This window comes from Neobacillus sp. DY30 (assembly GCF_030123065.1).
Taxonomy (GTDB): domain Bacteria; phylum Bacillota; class Bacilli; order Bacillales; family Cytobacillaceae; genus Neobacillus.
This window is the reverse complement of record NZ_CP126093.1, coordinates 2987876-3004507: the sequence shown is the minus strand read 5'-3', so window position 1 is coordinate 3004507 and position 16632 is coordinate 2987876. Positions and strand designations below refer to the sequence as shown.

General features: G+C 36.6%; 12 protein-coding genes, 4 pseudogenes and 2 riboswitches. Of the genes and pseudogenes, 3 read left to right on the top strand and 13 right to left on the bottom strand.

Annotated elements, in window-relative coordinates; all coding sequences use genetic code 11:
• Nucleotides 1-52: 52 nt before the first annotated feature.
• Nucleotides 53-246, bottom strand: a riboswitch (cobalamin riboswitch).
• Nucleotides 247-912: 666 nt separating this feature from the next.
• On the top strand, nucleotides 913-1485 hold the full coding sequence (locus QNH29_RS14470; RefSeq protein WP_283865443.1) for a nucleotidyltransferase family protein: 573 nt from the start codon (nucleotides 913-915) through the stop codon (nucleotides 1483-1485).
• A 224-nt stretch (nucleotides 1486-1709) separates the two neighbouring features.
• On the opposite strand, the gene QNH29_RS14465 is transcribed toward QNH29_RS14470, so the two are convergent.
• The 5 genes and pseudogenes from QNH29_RS14465 to QNH29_RS14445 all read right to left on the bottom strand — a co-directional run bounded on the left by QNH29_RS14465 (nucleotide 1710) and on the right by QNH29_RS14445 (nucleotide 8054).
• The gene (locus QNH29_RS14465) at nucleotides 1710-2006 is read right to left on the bottom strand and encodes a hypothetical protein (RefSeq protein WP_283865442.1); all 297 of its coding nucleotides are present in this window, start codon (nucleotides 2004-2006) and stop codon (nucleotides 1710-1712) included.
• A gap of 187 nt (nucleotides 2007-2193) precedes the next feature.
• A complete protein-coding gene (gene nagZ, locus QNH29_RS14460; protein WP_283865441.1) occupies nucleotides 2194-3921 on the bottom strand; it encodes a beta-N-acetylhexosaminidase in 1728 nt (575 codons plus the stop codon).
• Nucleotides 3922-4047: 126 nt separating this feature from the next.
• Nucleotides 4048-4377: pseudogene (locus tag QNH29_RS14455) on the bottom strand (GNAT family N-acetyltransferase); the annotation flags it as partial.
• Between the two features lie 448 nt (nucleotides 4378-4825).
• Nucleotides 4826-5338 carry a hypothetical protein gene (locus QNH29_RS14450; RefSeq protein ID WP_283865440.1) on the bottom strand — a complete coding sequence of 171 codons (513 nt, stop codon included), beginning with the start codon at nucleotides 5336-5338 and terminating at the stop codon, nucleotides 4826-4828.
• Nucleotide 5339: 1 nt separating this feature from the next.
• A complete protein-coding gene (locus tag QNH29_RS14445) occupies nucleotides 5340-8054 on the bottom strand; it encodes a DUF3289 family protein (protein ID WP_283865439.1) in 2715 nt (904 codons plus the stop codon).
• Nucleotides 8055-9023: 969 nt separating this feature from the next.
• Here QNH29_RS14445 and QNH29_RS30430 point away from each other — a divergent pair.
• Both QNH29_RS30430 and QNH29_RS14440 read left to right on the top strand, forming a co-directional pair.
• Nucleotides 9024-9161 (top strand): annotated as a pseudogene (locus tag QNH29_RS30430) (transposase); the annotation flags it as partial.
• Nucleotides 9162-9440: 279 nt separating this feature from the next.
• Nucleotides 9441-10172, top strand: a pseudogene (locus tag QNH29_RS14440) (IS3 family transposase); the annotation flags it as partial.
• A 228-nt stretch (nucleotides 10173-10400) separates the two neighbouring features.
• Here the strand turns inward: QNH29_RS14440 and QNH29_RS14435 are convergent.
• The 8 genes and pseudogenes from QNH29_RS14435 to QNH29_RS14400 all read right to left on the bottom strand — a co-directional run bounded on the left by QNH29_RS14435 (nucleotide 10401) and on the right by QNH29_RS14400 (nucleotide 16421).
• On the bottom strand, nucleotides 10401-11420 hold the full coding sequence (locus QNH29_RS14435; RefSeq protein WP_283865438.1) for a thiazole biosynthesis adenylyltransferase ThiF: 1020 nt from the start codon (nucleotides 11418-11420) through the stop codon (nucleotides 10401-10403).
• On the bottom strand, nucleotides 11417-12184 hold the full coding sequence (locus QNH29_RS14430) for a thiazole synthase (RefSeq protein ID WP_283865437.1): 768 nt from the start codon (nucleotides 12182-12184) through the stop codon (nucleotides 11417-11419). Before QNH29_RS14430 ends, QNH29_RS14435 begins: the two co-directional genes overlap by 4 nt.
• A 1-nt stretch (nucleotide 12185) precedes the next feature.
• Nucleotides 12186-12389, bottom strand: coding sequence for a sulfur carrier protein ThiS (gene thiS / locus QNH29_RS14425; RefSeq protein ID WP_283865436.1), 204 nt, complete (start codon nucleotides 12387-12389; stop codon nucleotides 12186-12188).
• 11 nt (nucleotides 12390-12400) lie between these two features.
• Nucleotides 12401-13531, bottom strand: a complete 1131-nt coding sequence (gene thiO, locus QNH29_RS14420) for a glycine oxidase ThiO (RefSeq protein WP_283865435.1) — start codon at nucleotides 13529-13531, stop codon at nucleotides 12401-12403.
• Nucleotide 13532: 1 nt separating this feature from the next.
• Nucleotides 13533-14165, bottom strand: a complete 633-nt coding sequence (gene tenI / locus QNH29_RS14415) for a thiazole tautomerase TenI (protein WP_349654903.1) — start codon at nucleotides 14163-14165, stop codon at nucleotides 13533-13535.
• Between the two features lie 108 nt (nucleotides 14166-14273).
• Nucleotides 14274-14382: riboswitch (TPP riboswitch) on the bottom strand.
• A 248-nt stretch (nucleotides 14383-14630) separates the two neighbouring features.
• Nucleotides 14631-15368 (bottom strand): annotated as a pseudogene (locus QNH29_RS14410) (AAC(3) family N-acetyltransferase).
• Nucleotides 15369-15575: 207 nt separating this feature from the next.
• Nucleotides 15576-15896, bottom strand: coding sequence for a ribonuclease E inhibitor RraB (locus QNH29_RS14405; protein WP_283865434.1), 321 nt, complete (start codon nucleotides 15894-15896; stop codon nucleotides 15576-15578).
• 129 nt (nucleotides 15897-16025) lie between these two features.
• Nucleotides 16026-16421, bottom strand: coding sequence for a hypothetical protein (locus tag QNH29_RS14400; RefSeq protein WP_283865433.1), 396 nt, complete (start codon nucleotides 16419-16421; stop codon nucleotides 16026-16028).
• Between the last annotated feature and the right edge of the window lie 211 nt (nucleotides 16422-16632).

Genomic DNA, 16632 nt, shown 5'->3' with positions numbered 1-16632 from the left:
AAAAAAGCATACTTCCGTCTCCGTAAACACATCCCTATATCCCGTAGGTCACGTCGTACTTTCTAAACAGGCAGGTCTCCTGACTTACCATCGATGCTCCTTGCGTCTTCCCGCTTTAAAATAAAGCAGTGACATTGTGCAAGTCGCTCCGGATTACAGTGGCGGGTACCGTGTCGGACTTTCACCGAACTTCCCTATTAAGCTATACATTGTTACATGCATAACACCTGTTTAAAATATGTATATAATTTTCTTTATATTACATTAACAGACTCTTGCTGTCTACCATATTTTCTTGTCACCAAATTCACAAAAAGAAGCAGCTCGTTAAATAGATTGAAGTGACAAAAAATCAATGTGACCAAAGCGTGACCAAAGAAGAAATTTCCACTTTTTCGCGAACAATTTTCTCCTTTTCTAATTTCATTAAAAATCCTCAATAACCCTTAAATATCAAGGCTGGCGGGGACTGCGTGGGAATCGAACCCATCAGACCTTGCACGCAGGTCTCAAGCAGTTTTGAAGTTTGCTGTCACCTGTTTTTCTAGTATCTTGATTTACACTCAAGTATTGATAAATCAAGGTTTCTTACTACCTAGTGTTTTCTTGTAATTAGTCTATTTAAAAAATTTGGGCATCGAGCATGGCACCTTATAGCCAATAAAAATGATAGCAACTGGTTTCCATAAGGAATTTTTTTAATTTTATTAAATTCACCATAGAGCATCTACAACCTGAAGCATAGTGAAATTTTAAAGGCATTAAGGGAATTAGAAACCTGAAGTAAAAAGCAATGATTTTTGGGATATGTAATTCATAGAATGATAGGAATTTTTAGTGGAATATTCCCCTTTTAAAAACTAGAACGTGTTAGGATAGGAATATACGTTCTGGAGCAAGGGGGTAAATTAGATGTTAAAGAATTCAGAAGATGTAATAAAACTAATCCGAAGCGATGAAAAAATGATGGAGATTATTAAGGTTGCAAGCACACTGAATTTACCTGACTGGTGGATTTGTGCAGGATTTGTGCGTTCAAAAATCTGGGACACCCTGCACGGATTTAATGAAAGAACGGCGACCCCAGATGTCGATGTCATCTATTTTGATCCCAATAACATGGATGAGCATTTTGAAAAAGAACTAGAGAATAAGCTCGATAGCATGATGCCAAATATCCCTTGGTCCGTGAAAAATCAAGCGAGAATGCACATTATTAATAATCTTCCTCCCTATACTTCTTCTAAGGATGCTATTTCAAGGTTTCCAGAAACTGCGACAGCTCTAGGAGTGAAACTCGACAAGGAGAATCATTTAGTTCTTACTGCTCCTTTGGGATTAGAGGATGTCATCCATTTAGAGGTAAAACCGACTCCCTATTTTACTGAAACAAAAGAACTAGCTGCCATTTACAACGAGCGAATAATAAAAAAGAATTGGAAAACTATTTGGCCAAAGATTAAAGTCCATCTTTTGACACACTGATTTTATATTTTATTACCGGACTCTTTGTTTATTACTTAGTTGAAAGTTCACACTCACAAACATTGCCATTCAACATTTTGTGAGTGTTTTTTGTAAGAAGACGATGGGACGGTTCGGCTATTATTTCCTTTTGAGCCCTAAAAACCGACCTTTTGTCCTTGTGTTCTACTTTTGAACCATGAGAACCGTCCCTCCGGTATTGGTACCTGCGGTATTCGGTATTTTTATTTAATTCGTTTGATTCTGTTTTCCTTTTTTGCTTTAATGAGTTTTTGCTTCTTTACCATTTTTCTTCTTTCTAATTCTTTGGAACAATCTTCACTCCACGCAATTAATTCTTCATCAGACATTGTTGGTATTCTTTCAATTATTTCGTTTAATAAATCCCATTTAAGCATGTTCAAAAACCCCTTCATAAGTTTATGAAGATAGTCTTTACAGATAATAATTCCGTTTATACTATAACTTCTTCTTTCTTTTTCTCTTTTTCCATTTTCCAGCTTTGCTAAATGTAATTGCATAGTCTATTTAGCATAAGATTAAAGTCCATCAACTCCATTAAGCCGTTTCATCTTTGAAATGGCTTTTTTTTTACTTCTTTTAATATAGATTGTTGTATGTTTTGATTTTTCCATAATAAAAAATAGCCTAGTCCAAATAAACTAGGCTTTACATTTAAACTTTTAACCTACAACAAAGATATTTGAATCATTCATGTAAATAATGATTCAGAAGACTATTGATGGATTGATTGATTTCATTGATGTTAGGATTTTCTACTTTATTATCGTTCAAGCTATATTTCCTTTTTAGTTGAATAATTCTTTCTACACTTTCATTTAATCTTTGTTCGGAAATTTCACCATTTTCAACAGCCGTTTTTAAATAGGAAGTAATCTTTACAACATTATTATAGTCATGTCCTATTAAAATAATATCGCTTCCTGCCTTTACTGATTCTACCGCTGCTTTGCCAATATCAAAATGTTCTATTATGGCTCCCATTGTCATATCGTCCGTTATGATTACTCCTGTGAAATTAAGTTGTTTTCTAAGAATGTCCGTCATAACAGCTTTTGACATGGACGCTGGATTGATTTTATCTAATTCAGGCAATAAGATATGTGCGACCATCACAACATCTGCTCCGTCATCAATCGCACGTTTAAACGGAATTAACTCTAGTTCTTTCAGTTCCTTAAGGCTTTTATTTACAATTGGGAGTTCCAGATGAGAATCAACCGATGTATCTCCATGTCCAGGAAAATGCTTGATTGTAGGGATGATATTTTGCGACTGAATCCCTTTCATCGTTTGAATGCCAAGTGTACTTACAATTTCCGAATGGTTCCCAAATGATCGAACCCCAATAACAGGGTTATTTGGATTGCTGTTAATATCAAGTACTGGTGCAAAATTGAGATTTAATCCAAATTCTTTTAATTCATAGCCTAAAAGTGATCCGACTTTATAAGAAAACTCAGAATCATTTACCTCTCCAATCTGATTATTTGGAGGAAAGTTTACAAGACCTCCTGGCAATCTTGTTACTTTTCCTCCTTCTTGGTCAACGCTTAAAAAAAGCGGTAGGTTCGAGCTATTTCCAGCCTTCAGTTGATTCACAAGTTGAACGGTTTGTTCCGGAGTTTCAAAATTATTTTTGTAAAAAATAATTCCCCCAACATGGAATTGGCTTATTAAATTTTTTGCGTTTGTATCCAAAGTGGTCCCGGAAATTCCAGCAAGAATCATCTGCCCTATTTTATCTTCTAAGCTCATATTAGAAAGTACTTCTGAAATGGTTGGGTTTTCTTGTTGATTTGGTATTTTTTCAAGCGGTGTATAGAGTGAAATATGGTCAACTTTAGGATTGGGCTCTTGTTCTGTTTTTACTGGTAAAACCCATAATAATTCAGTAGAAGTGGTTCCATGATAAACAAGTATCATTTGGTCATGCGTTGAATCTTTATAGTATCGAATGTCATCGGGTTCTCCACCCGTTTTCTGAATATCATTTAAAGAAATATTTTGAAGTTCAGAATCATTAGATCGTATATCATTTACAGTCTGATCCACATAGCCGATTGTAGAATGATGACTTTCATATTCCTCATACCTGCCTTTAGCAGTTTCCGAAATATGGTCTGCTTTTCCCCATTCTTTGGTTACTTCCTTCCATTCTGTTTTACCGGAAACAAAGGGAATGTTCGGAACCTTACCTACCTTCGATAAGGTAAATGTTTCTTCTACTAATTTCTCAAGATTTGAATCCACTATGCTATCGGATGGCTTTGTTATATTTGGGCTTTCTTTAACTGGCGTCTGTTCGCTATCATTTTCTTTGATTGCATAATAAACTCCAATGATTACGGCTAACATTAAAAGTAGAATCGTAAAAATTCGTAGCTTATTTCGAGAAGCTCTCTTTCTATTCATATTCCAATTCCCCTTTCTACCTTTATCATTACGCCATAATAACCCTGCTATTCCAAAATAAAATCACCTATTTTGATACTCCGCTGCCTTTTACTAATAGTCATATTTCTTGATAGCATGCCTTTATCATAATTTCTTTAAATACCAGGCATCCATAACATTATGTTCTGAACCCTCTATCGGTTTATCAAGTTGTTGGAAACCTAATTTACTGTACAGGAGATTTGCTTTTTGGAGTTTCTTCATTGTTTCTAGGTAACAGTATGTATAGTGTTCCTTGGCGAAGTCGAGTGCTGCTTTCATCAATTCCTTTGACAACCCCATACCTTGGGCTTTGGGAGTAATATATAGCTTTTGCAACTCGCAAATCCCAGTCTTCTGACCAAATGGTGCAATACCCACACCACCTACCACTTCATCTTGTTCATTCACCGCAACCCAATACTTTGCGTAACGTTTTCCCCATTTGGTTTAGCCTCCTAATTTAACTCTGAAAATGTATTTACCCCGAATAACAACATTAATATAATGAGGGCATTCGGGGTTACTTTTTATCTGAAGCCTGTATAATGATAATTATTAATTTATCTTAAAATTGATAAAGTCATTCTAATTTGTGTAACCGAAACACACTCTTATTATTCAACCGATAGAACTTACCGATTATTTCAGGGGCTATGTAAACGGTAACGGTTATCCCGTATTCAAACAACGTATATAAAACAGCAGCGCCTTCTGGTACGATAACGAATTATTAATGAAAAAAAAGCGCCTTCTACCGAAGTAGAAAACACTTGTTATTATGGCATATTCTCATTTTATTGTATGTCCTATATAACGTACAAATGTACCGGTGGTCTGTGTTTAGCACCTCTGTTTTATATGTTAGTCTATGGATAGTGTATCATTCAACAAGCTTATCCTCAATAAAATGCATCCGCTTCAGGACCTTACCTTCCTTACTTTTATCATAAACATTGTATTCTTTTTGTGGTTCAACATCTGACCAAATGATCGATGCAATGAGATCATGTTTATGATGTTCCATCCGATCCGTATTCATGTAACTTTCATCAGGCTGCCAGTCTCTTGGCAAATCGTCACTTTCCCTATAGAAGGACATATAAAAAATCCTATTTTTTCCTTCTATTACGTTCATATCACCTTCAACTGGATGATTCTTATTGTATTTTTCAACTAATTCTTTCAATTCTTTTAAATCTTTTGGTGGATTCAGAATCATGTAATGCTTTCTAAGAGTCACCACTTCTTCATCCTTATTACCAACGACCTGTTCTGTATTGGCAATTTCGAAAATCTTTGTTTCCCCGCTTGATTCCTCATTCTTTGTACATCCAATTATGTAGAATGAAATGAAGAATGTACCAATCATCAAAACTAGTATTTTTAATTTCACTTTAATTGCTCAATTCCCCCTCGAATGGTATATCCATTTCCATTAAACTAACAAAGGGTTTATATTCTCCATCATATTCATTATAATGCTGTAAGACAAACCAAGCACGAAATCCTGCTAAGTTAACATACATTTTCTCCACATCTGGCTTGTCTAACCCAAAGTGATCATATAAACGAACATGCATGACACCTTTAAAGTGATTGTTCTCTACTGAAAAATCTTTTACCGATATCGTATTCCCCCACGTATCATTTACAGTAATGGTAAGTCCGCCTATTCTATCATCCCAGCTGCTAAACGTTGGGTAAGAAGCATTATCCTGTATATTTTGATAAAAATTATTCGTTGCTTTTGTACTTTTATCAAACCGAAGTGTTGCCAAATTGCCTCCATTTTTCTTTAGCTCATCAACTAAAGCATTTTTAACAAATTCAACATAGGCTTTTGTTGTTTCATGCTCACTAGCTTTTTTTGTTAAAGTCTGATTACTATAATCTGAACCCGTTCCCTCCTCAAAATGATCAATCATATCTAAGATCACATCTTCCATTTCACCCGTAGAAAATAAGTCTGTTGACATCATCTCGAACTCATCAAATAGTATACCTGGGAAATGTGATTCAAGTAATTGAAGATGGAACATCCAGCTAATGTCCGTCATTTCATCTCCTGTAAAATCATCTGTTTTCATATCATTCGCTACATTTCCATTTTCATCATAACCTTCGGGTCTATCTGATTGAAATATAACTAAATTGGATAAATCAGAGGTCAATGGTCTTGGATCCTCATTATCAAAAATTCCATCTCCATCACTATCTTTTTGGTCAGGTAAACTGGTTGGAAAGAATCCTTCAAAATGAATCGTAATGCCAAAAAATTCAAACGTGAATGTTCTGAGTGGACCCATTTCTTGCCCATCGGATAAACCATCTCCGTCAGTATCTTTCATGCCAGGATTCGTGTAGATGATTCCGTATGGTGTTTTCATTCCTTCTATTTCATAAGTATCGGATAAGCCATCCCCATCTGAATCTAGCTCTCCATCACCTGGATCATCTCTATTAACATCAAGCTTATTGGAGGAGACGGTTTCCTTATTCCAAAGCTCCAGCCATTTTTTCTTATCAACAATCATATATTCACTAAGCTGAGTAGTTTCTATACTGATTGTATTCTTACTCGTATCTAACACAGAGGTAAGGCTTTCAAACATTACCTTCTCATCATTATACCAAATGACGCCTAAATCTTGTTCCGATGTGTCCCCAAGCTGTGCTTCATCATAAGTAAAGATAATGCTTGCTTTATCAAATTCTGATTGAGTATTGATCCTTACAGGAGCACCAATGAGACCGTATAAATTAGCTGTTTTCATATTGCCTTTGTTTGTTGTAATTCTAGTCGTTTTATTCACATTATTCGTTGCATTAAAACTAACTTCTACACTAGTAATCTCTGATATTTCCGGCTGATGAAAGGATTGACGAATCGTTTGTTTGTGGAGTTCTTGTGAATCCGTGACCCCGTCATTATCACTGTCTGCAGCATTCGGATTGGTCTTTAAAGCCAATTCATCTCCATCACTTAATCCATCGCTATCTGAATCATCCTTAATAGGTACTGAATCAAACTGTTGTACTTCAAACCCGTCTGTTAAACCATCTTGGTCGGAATCTTTCTTAATCAAAGTTGTTTTATGAACCTGCTCATCTATATTTTTCAGACCGTCTCCATCACTATCTTCATCTGCATCACTGATGCCATTTTGATCAGTATCAGATTTTGTTGGGGAAATAGTTGATTTTATCTCATATTCAATATTGTCCTCTAATCCATCTCCATCTGTATCCTTTTTATATGGATTCATTCCCTCTTGGAATTCTATTCCATCTGTTATCGTGTCACCGTCCGTGTCAGTAGTAGATTCAAAGAATTCTGTGTTTAATGTATAGCCTGCTTTTTCAAGTCCGTGTAATACTTGTTTGTATGCATTTTCATAGGACTTTGCTGCAGGGATACCTAGATCTTTATCAAGAAACTCATTAGCTTTTTCAGTCATTTTCACAGCGTTATTCAAATGAGCATTTATTTTATTTCCATTCTGATTCAATTGATCTGAGATATCTTTTAAGATACCGATCGCATTTTTATTGACAATTTTACCCGATAAATAAAAATTAAAGAGTATATCAGCTAGTAATACTTCCGTTGGTTCATTAAAATCGTTATTTGTTGCATAGCCCCATAGATAGATGGTTAACTTATGTTTGATATCCAAGAGCAGGTCACTTTTAAGAGCCACCTCTTTTATATACTCTCCTTGAACGGCTTGTTCATATTGATTAATCAATTGTTCAAACATTTCAAGTTCATTCATCTCTGTTTGCTTTAAGTCACCGTTCTTAACCAATTCCACCTTCAGATTATCTAGTGTATTTGCATCTAACTTAGCATTCTTTTCTTTTATGACTGTTACGAAACGCTTTAATTCATTTATTGCAACCTTGTCATAGATTAATCCATCTCTGGTATCCTCATAGAATTCATATTCACTTAACCACTGTTTTACATTTTCCTCACTAGATATCTTTTGTTGTCCTTGATTAGCATCGTTAGTACCCTCGGCCGCCACTGTTTGCCCAATACCGCCGATAACAATGGCAGAACTCAATAAATAACTCAACATACTTTTTCCTTTATTTTTCAACATGTAATCTCCTTTATAAAAATATTCATTTAACACAAAAAAAATAACTATATTGAGAGAAACTGCATGCATTTACTATGGTGGGTACATATAAAACTTAATTGGTTTAATAATCTAAGCATACGGTATAGTGCTTCCCATCCGAAAAAAACTGTTAAAATCCTTGATATTATGACATTAAATCACCTCCCTCTATAAATATTAATCTATCAACGGTTTTCCACGTTGGAATGGTATTAAAATAATATTTTTCGACACATGATCAACAGTATTTTATAAATCTGTGAAACTGTTACAGTAGCTATGTTCGCTACGCCAATGCCATCGGATAAACTTGGTTTGTGTGGGTGGATCAGTGTGTGATGCACAATAGATCTCTGTGCAGCTTATGGTGATGTACCCTCCCATGTCGCTTGGCCTACATTCCTTAGTTCGGTCTGGTCATAAAGCAAAGGTTAGCGTTGCTCTTTTAGGAACTCTAGCTCGGATGGTGAAAATAGCGCAAGCTTCTCCGTGTCATCCTATTGTCTTACTGCTTCTTAAAAGGGTGATGGCGTAGCTGAATCGTCCATCTTTAATAAGACGAGCTATTCGGTCATGTTTAATTGGTAAATTATCGTCTAGCTCCTTTGATTTTTTTCGTTCATAGGATTAATCATAGCCAATAATTAACTTGTTTTAATATTAATTTGTTTTTTTTAGGATTATAAGGTAAAGATTTCCTATATTGTATATTTTTATATAGAACTTCAGATTACCCTTTTCTATGAAAATTATCATAGAAAAATAAGTATCCGCCATTTAAAAAGGCACCTGTGTCACCAGTCGAATTTAGTCACCTCCGACAAGTACCAGTGGTTGGACCCCCTTATAATAGACATATAGAGTATGATGAAGATACGTCATATCTGAGTTTCTTGGGGGGACAATTAACATGGGAAAAAACAATTATCACATAATAGTGTCGAAACTAAGTTGGAAGCAGTGTGTCAAGTGCTGGAAAATAAAAGGCCCGTGGCTGAAGTTGCAAATGAACTAGATTTACACCGAGATACAGTGAATCGCTGGGTAATCTCTTTTAAAGATAAAGGTGAGAAGGGACTTTTGTGAATGCACGCTCTAGTTTGCAGCCTTCTCAGTCAAAAGACATAAAGCAAATCCGGGGGTTGGAGAAGATATTAAAAGAAAAAGAGATGGAGATAGAAATCCTAAAAAAGTTCCAGGCCTTTCTCAAAGGGAACGAATAAGCAAGAAATTCAAAGCTATTACTTATTTGAGAAAGGATTATCCAGTCAACCTTTTATGCCGTATACTCTGGGTTTCCTCAAGTGGTTATTTTGCATTTCTTAAACGTCCTAAGCCCAAGCATCTGGAGAAGAACGCCAAGATTTAAAACAGATAAAAAGGATATATTTCCTTCACAAGGGTACGTATGGAGCCAAAAGAATATCACGAGCTTTAAAAGCCGAAGGCATCATAATAAACCATAAAAAAGTAGCGCGACTCATGAATGAGGACAATTTGAAAGTAAAGGTGAGGCAACCAAAAACTACTCATGAAACGAAGGAACAATCTGCAGGCTATGTCTATAAAAATCTGTTGGATCGGGATTTTGACTCCGTTCATCCCAATCAAAAATGGGTAACGGATATGACTGAGGTTATGATGGGACAGGAAAAGATGTATATTTCTGCAGTAATGGATTTATTTAATCGTGAAGTGATTGCCTTTGAAATGAGTTCAAGCCCTAATAAGGAATTGATAAATACCACCATCAAGGCAGCACAGGAAAAGAGAAAATTGGATACATTGGAGGGCATTCTGATCCATATCGACCAAGGAAGTGTTTACAGATCCCACATGTACCGCAATCTAAGTAAGGAGCTACAATTCATACCAAGAATGTCACGAAAGGCAAACTGTTGGGATATCGCTGTTATTGAAAGCTTTTTTTCGCAGTTAAAAACGGAATTCCCTTGTTTTTATCCCAACAGCCCAATTGATTCTTTTCAACATAATTTAAAGAAATATATTCGTTATTACAATGAAAAACGAATCCAAAAAAGAATGGGATTCGTTTCTCCTAAAATGTATTGTTTTAATTACCAAAATGCATCATAAATGTCGAATTTTCCAATGTCTATTTTTCGGGGGCTTGACCACAGGCACCTTTATTAAGGAAATCAGCAAGCTTTGCCAACGCATAGCCTAATGACCGGCTCCAGCTCATGATTTCGTATGATATTCTGCTCTTTCATTTTGGCCGAGAGTAGAATTTCAATCATTGCTGCACATATCAAACTATAGAATACTGACTACGAATCCAAAGGCAACGGTTATTCATTCTAATTAACCCAAGTATTTATGGTATAGCGACTTTGCTTCAGTAATATCCTTCGTTCCGTGCACTAAAACCCTTCCGTCTTTAAAAATGACTAATCGGTGAGTATCCACTGAATAAGATAATAGGTAAGGATTTCGCTGTACGATTCCTCCTTGATTTATTAATAGGTTTTCTAAAGCTTCCAAATTACGTACAACAGGAACGGAAGGTCGTATCTGGACAGAATCTCTTCCACAAAGTACAGCTGACTTTGTTTGATTTTCAAAGGATAAAAATGGATAAGAGCGTTTTATACCACAAGTGGGGCAATCCTCATTTTTCAGTTTATCTACATTTATGCTGGTATACTGGTTTTTCCATACATCAAAAGAAACCAGTTTGTTCCTTAATGAATCCCAATCACCGACCAAAATTTTTAATGCTTCACTTATTTGATGAGAAACAACCATGTTAACCGCTGGATTAATAATTCCTGCTGTATCACACGTTAATCCTCCTAGCGGAACTGTTTCTAGTATACAAGAAAGGCAAGGAGTTTTTTCTGGAATAATGGTGTAGGATATTCCGTAGCTTCCAACGCAAGCACCGTAGATCCATGGGACTCCAACCTTTTGTGATACATCGTTAATGATCATTCTTGTTTCGAAATTATCAGTTGCATCAATGATAAGATTCGCTTTTTCAGCCCAGGTTTCAAGTTCTAAGACTGAGGCATCCTCAATGATTGCCTCAATGTCCACGGTAGAGTTAATGTCTGTTAAACGATTTTTAGCAGCGATTACCTTTGGAATTCGATTATGGGCATCATTCTCTGTATATAATTGCTGCCGCTGTAAATTCGACCATTCTACATAATCACGATCCACAATCGTTAGTTTCCCAATTCCAGCACGGACGAGTGCTTCGGCACTTGCTGTTCCAAGTGCCCCCGCTCCTATTATGAGCACATGCTTATTGTAAATTCGTTGTTGTCCCTCTTTTCCAATAGGTGAAAATAATTCTTGTCGTGAGTACCGATTATTCACCCGATACTCATTCCTTCCTTTGGACTGCTTGCTGAAGCATATCTCTTTTTCTCGATTCGACCGGCTTCATAGCCTAATCGTCCAGCTTCAATTGCTAATTTCATTGCTTTTGCCATTTTTACCGGATCCTTCGCTGCTGATACAGCCGTATTTAATAACACACCATCGGCTCCTATTTCCATAGCCAATGCAGCATCAGCTGGTGAGCCAATACCAGCATCAACGATAACGGGAACAACCGCTTGTTCGATAATAAAGCTAAGGTTGACAGGATTGATAATACCTTGACCAGAACCTATCGGGGAAGCTCCTGGCATGATCGCATGACAGCCAGTTTCTTGAAGTTTCCTGGCTAATACTACATCGTCGGAGGTATAGGGAAGGACAATAAAGCCTTCCTTCACCAATTCTTCCGTTGCCTTTAGGGTTTCAATCGGGTCAGGAAGCAAGGTTTTATCACAGCCGATCACTTCCACTTTAATCATATCGCATAGGCCTGAAGCTTTTGCTAGTTTTGCGATCCGGACAGCCTCTGCTGCTGTTTTCGCTCCTGCGGTATTTGGCAGCAAACTATATTTATTAGTATCTAGCTGTTCTAAAAAATTCGGCTGGCTTGCTTCAAAAATATTCATTCGTCGCACCGCAAATGTGAGAATTTCTGCTTCGGAAACTTCCACCGCTTCCTTTTGGATGTCAAAGCTTGGATACTTTCCCGTTCCAAGTAACAAACGAGATTGAAAGGATAATGAACCTATTTTTAACATATCAACCGCCTCCTACAAAATGGACTATTTCAATTCGATCTTTATCTGATAACCTAGTACTTTGATGTTCTACCTTATTTACAATTTCACCGTTTACTTCCACAATAACGACCCTATCATGGACTTCATAATGTTTCAGAACATCGGAAATAAATACTACATGTTCTGGTAATTGGATTAACTCCCCATTTAATACTACCGTCATGTTATTACCTCCTATCGTACAGTTTCTTTGTGTCTTTCTAACTGAAAAGCTGAGAGTAGATCATCATTTCGCAAACTGCCTGCTACTAAATCAGCTACTAATTTCCCTGTAATAGGACTTAATAAAATCCCATTTCTAAAATGCCCGGCAGCAACAAATAGCCCCTTCCATCTTGGATGCTCACCAATATAAGGAAGGCCATCTCCTGTCTGAGGTCGAATTCCCGACCACACTCGCTCCCATGCAGCATCCTTAATCTGCGGAACCAGTTGAGTGGCTCTTTCTATTAATCTTGCGATACCCTTTGGTGAAACGGAGTTATCATATGTTTTTTCTATCATGGTCGCACCGATATAAATTTCGCCATTCCGTTTTGGTACGAGATAACATCGTTTGTCTGAAAAAATCGTTGTGTTAATGATCGGCTTTTCCGACCTAACAGAAAAGCATTCGCCTTTCACGGGATACACACTAATCTCCATTCCTGATTCACGCATTAATTTTGCAGACCAAGCGCCAGTGGCAACGACAACTTGATCACAGTTTACGGTGCCATTGGTGGTTATCACGCCTTTTACCTGACTGTTTTCAAATTTAAAAGATAGGACCTCCGTATTTTGGCGTATTACTGCACCAAAATTGACAGCTGCTTTAGCAAAAGCTTGTGTTAACTTTGCTGGCTGCACATGCCCATCATTCGGGAGATACATCGCACCAGGTAGACTAGGTGACAGGGACGGCTCCATTTCTCTTAATTCCTTTGGATCCAGCCATTTTATTGCTGGATCCCACTTTCTTTGAAAGGTGACCTGTTTTTTTACTTCTAATGCGATTTCTTCAGATTCTGCAATTTTTAACATTCCTTTATTCACATACTCAATATCCACTCCGCTGTATTCAAATAACTCACTAGAGAGATTAGAAAACATCTTCTGACTTTTTAAAGCCATCTGGAATAACGGACCGTCATGTTCCAGCTCCGCTTGTGCTGCCAGCATTCCCGCAGCAGCACTTGAAGCTTGGCATGCCAATTGATTCTTCTCAATCATGATTACTTTTCTTCCTGTTTTTGATAGCTGATAGGCAATCGAGGCTCCGTTAATTCCTCCTCCGATTACGGCAACATCAAAAGAATTTTCCAATTTATCCACCTCCATTTTTTAATGCCTTATTATAAGCATTTACTGCCAATAATGGGTCACGCGCTTCTAAAACACCTGACATGACAGCAATCCCGTTTGCCCCTTCCTGTAGAACCTGCTCCGTATTATCAGGTGTGATCCCTCCAATGGTAATCACATCAATATCTAGTTTTGATAGCTTTTTTAATTCCTCAAGACCCTTTGGACTCTTACCTGGTTTTGATTGAGACTGGAAAACATGTCCGTATAGAACGTAATCTGCACCCTTCTCTTTTGCTTTTAGAGCCTCATGATAGGAATGGATAGAACTCCCTATCCTAAGCTGAGGAAAGTTTTCTTTTACACTGTCTACATCTAAACTATGATAGGCTAATTGAACGCCTCTAGCCCCTGATACTAGTGCAACATCTGCCCTGTCATTAATCATGATCTTTGATAGTGGTATGTTATTTTTTGTTAAAAATTCGACTGTTTGAAATAGTTCCCTAGCACTTTTTTGTTTTTCTCGTATATGAATGGCAGTTATATATGGATGAATATCACTTACAATTTCCGCTAACTGTTCGATTGCCATTTTTCCGTTGGATATGATATGTAGCTCTTTCTCTTTAACACTCGTTAAAATACAAGTCACCTCCTATTGGAAATGCTACTTATCTATGAAATCAAGTAAACAACAAAAAACCACTTCCTATAGTAAGAAAGTGGCCGAAAAATCTGAAATTGCGCATTTGCTCTTCAAATATCGAATTTCCCACTTCCCTACGCTGGTATAACCCAGATCAGGTTCATAGAGTCCCGAAGTAGCACTTCAATCTCAGCCTTTTAAAAAGGCACCTCTAGCGGATTTGATTCATCTATTCATTTGAAAAATTACCCTACATGGTTAATATTAGCACGTTGATTAGAAATGTCAATTTTCTGATTTGTTTATTGGCGGGAATAACAAGAGAAAAAAGCTGCAAGGGACCATCAAGGGGATTCCCCTTTTCCTGTAAAACCGTCGCTAATTTTGTTTTCTATTATTAAAACAACAAACCATTTTTACAATTTGAAATACTGCAGTGCTGGATTAATAGATGGAGAAAGACCCTATAAATCAAGAAAACAAATCTGGTTTTTCTTTTAGTAAGTGAATTAGCAAATCTGTCATTTTTACTGTATCACATACTCTTACGGTTGCATCGCCAAATTGACCTTTTTACATAACTTGATTTTTTAGAAAAATATCTTCAACTCGCTCATATTTTTCAGAGGTATGACCAATATGTCTTCTTTGCGGAATAGAAATTTCCGTTTTATCCGGTAATATGGTGTAAAGCATTTCGTGCTCATCTGTCAATCTACCTGGTATGTCAAGCCATTCCTCGACTCCATGAATATAGGTACATCTTCGTAAATCGACTCCGATTAACAAAATCGTTGCCTTCTGATCGAGTAATTTCCCCCAACTCGATCCACGTGCACAAGGTGTGTCGAATTGTTCATTTCCCGCGATAAACTCATGTGCTCCTTTTCCCAGAGCAGCTACCGAATGTGTTGGATGCCATGAGCGAACAACACCCGGACGTTTTCGAAACAGTTCTGTTAATATTCCAACACAAGATGGTGAGTCATTGACATCAAATCGAGGATTCTCCGCCTTAATATACGATCATGTATGAGTAGGAAATACCAAAAGACCATTTTTCATATATTCTGAAAGGGCATCAAGGACAGTATCCGCCCCACCCTCTACTTGCCCAATACTTTTCATGGATGAATGGACTAGTAATGTTCCATTTCCGTTGATTCCCAATTCTTTAAGGTGCTTTAACAAATCTTGTTTATTGTACATTGCAATCAACCTTTCAATCATTAAATACACCAAAAGAATACCATATTAGGAATATTTGTCTATGTTAATGAGTTAACAACTATCTTTAATCATACAAAAAAGATGCCAGGTACCGCCCAATTTCTCGGGTGATATCTGGCACTTTCTTGCGTATAAAGCATCAAAGGACTATACAAGTACAAGCATCTTTTTGATTCCTTAATAATTTTAATCTACAAAAACGCCCCAACCGTCAGAGTAACCACCATGTGGTTTACTTACATCATTTAATTTATTCTGTATTTTTATTAATTCATTATAGTTTAATAACATTCTTTTAGAGCAGCAACATGCCCACTCTTCCGTTTCGTCGTCTTGCTCCAAGAAACAATTGAATCCTTCTTTCTTTAGTACTTGCGATAATTTTTCACCTGTTGCTTTATCAGGCACGGCAACAAAAAAGTCCACTGATTGTTGTTTTTTAAAATTTACTCCATCTTTATATAGACTATGTAAAGCCTCTCCATCCGCGTCATTTGGAAATTTCATTCGTTTTTCCTCCGTATTTTGGTACATTTATTGTTTACATTATAATTCACTTATATCTTTTCGACTAACCATTAATTTTTTTTATTCAAAAAGATATAAATCTATGTGTATTTACCTCATTTTCTTGGATCAGCATCTGGTATGATGCCAATTGATATCTATTAAAGCACTAAGATAGGATTTCCTGTCGGAAAAGGACTCATTTGAAATGATATCATCCGAAATTACATAGGTTCCAAATAAATCTCCCTTTTTTATTTCAAAGTAATAGGTCCTTGGCATAATTGGACTTACTCTTCTCTTAAGGTCATCCCGATGGATTTCTATCCACTGATGATTTTGTTGTTCTGTGCCTTCAGGTTTCACAATCGTGGCCCAGATGGTGTAATCGTTTTTTATTATAATGAAAAGATCTTTTTTATGTATTTCGGTTGGATTGATATGGGCCATAATTGGATCAGCATATACTGCAGTAAAACCGCCAATGCACTCTACTTTTTCTCTGCTTAAGAATTCCTTAATCATAAACTTCCTGCTCAACCAATATAATTTTTTTGTTTATTCCTTTGCATCATCCATTTATTTATACGATTAAAATTGGAAAAAGTTTCAATAATAGAACTCTATCACTTTGTTAGTAATAACCAAAAAGCATGTCACTTGACGTTCCCACGGTTCGGTTCCCGGCTACTAAAGGGGACTGACACCTTTTCTCAAGAAAAAAGAAGAAACCTTG